We start from the raw sequence: 1,171 nt of genomic DNA, 5'->3' as shown, positions 1-1,171 counted from the left end.
ACGACATGGCATCGAACAAGCGCCGGCGGCATACGCCGGATCAGATCATCCGCAAGCTCGCCGAGGGCAACAAGCTGCTCGCGTCCGGTCAGGAGCTGGCCGAGGTGTGCCGTCATCTGGAGGTCGCCGAATCGACCTGGCATCGCTGGGTGGCCCAGTACGGCGGGATGAAGGCCAACGACGCCAAGCGGCTCAAGGAGCTCGAGGCCGAGAATGCCCGGCTCAAGAAGCTGGTGGCCAATCAGGCTCTCGACATCGACATGCTCAAGGAGATTTCGTCGGGAAACTTCTGACCCCGAACCGTAAGCGCAGTGCCGTTGCGGCGCTGCGTGAGCGGTTCGGGGTGTCCGAACGCCGCGCCTGCACCGTGGTGGGCCTGCACCGCTCCACGATGCGGCTGATGCCAGCACCGGTCACCACCGAAGAGGCCGAACTGCGGGCCTGGCTGCGCCGGTTCTCTACCGACCGGCCCCGCTGGGGATGGCGCCGCGCTGCCAAGATGGCCCGCCGGGCGGGCTGGCAGGCCAACAACAAGCGCATCCGCCGGCTGTGGCGCGACGAGGGCCTGCGGGTCCCGCAGCGCCGCCGCAAGAAACGGCTGACTGGCATCGGTGTGGCCGTGGGCGCGATGTCACCGATCCGTCCAAATGTGATCTGGGCGATGGATTTCCAGTTCGACACCACCGCCGACGGCCGCACCATCAAGATGCTCAACGTCATCGACGAATTCACCCGGGAAGCCCTGGCGATCGAAGTCGACCGATCCATCAACGCCGACGGTGTCGTCGCCGTGCTCGATCGGCTGGCCCTCATCCACGGTGCGCCGCACTATGTGCGCTTCGACAACGGGCCCGAGTTCGTGGCACATGCGGTAAGCGATTGGTGCCGCTTCAACAGTGCCGGTTCACTTTTCATCGATCCCGGCTCACCGTGGCAGAACGCCTTCATCGAATCGTTCAACGGCCGGCTACGCGATGAACTGCTCAACTCGTGGAGCTTCGACTCGCTGCTGGAAGCCCGGGTGATCATCGAGGATTGGCGCCGCGACTACAACGCCAACAGGCCCCACTCGGCCCACGGCGAACTCACCCCCGCCGAGTTTGCCCTACAGTGGGCCACGACCCACCAACCGAAAGTCGCATAACGACTGGACCACCAAACGGGTCCCCCT

The 1,171-nt window shown here is 65.2% G+C and carries 1 protein-coding gene; it reads left to right on the top strand.

Annotated elements, in window-relative coordinates; all coding sequences use genetic code 11:
* Positions 1-5 precede the first annotated feature (5 nt).
* Positions 6-1,144, top strand: a protein-coding gene (locus B8W67_RS20095; protein WP_109470212.1) for an IS3 family transposase whose coding sequence is annotated in 2 segments (ribosomal slippage) — positions 6-276 and positions 276-1,144 — 1,140 coding nt in all. Because the reading frame shifts where the segments join, the coding sequence is not laid out codon by codon here.
* Positions 1,145-1,171: the final 27 nt, after the last annotated feature.

The sequence above is a fragment of the Mycolicibacillus koreensis genome, assembly GCF_002104795.1.
Classification (GTDB): Bacteria; Actinomycetota; Actinomycetes; order Mycobacteriales; family Mycobacteriaceae; genus Mycobacterium; species Mycobacterium koreense.
This window is presented reverse-complemented; position numbering and strand designations above follow the sequence as displayed.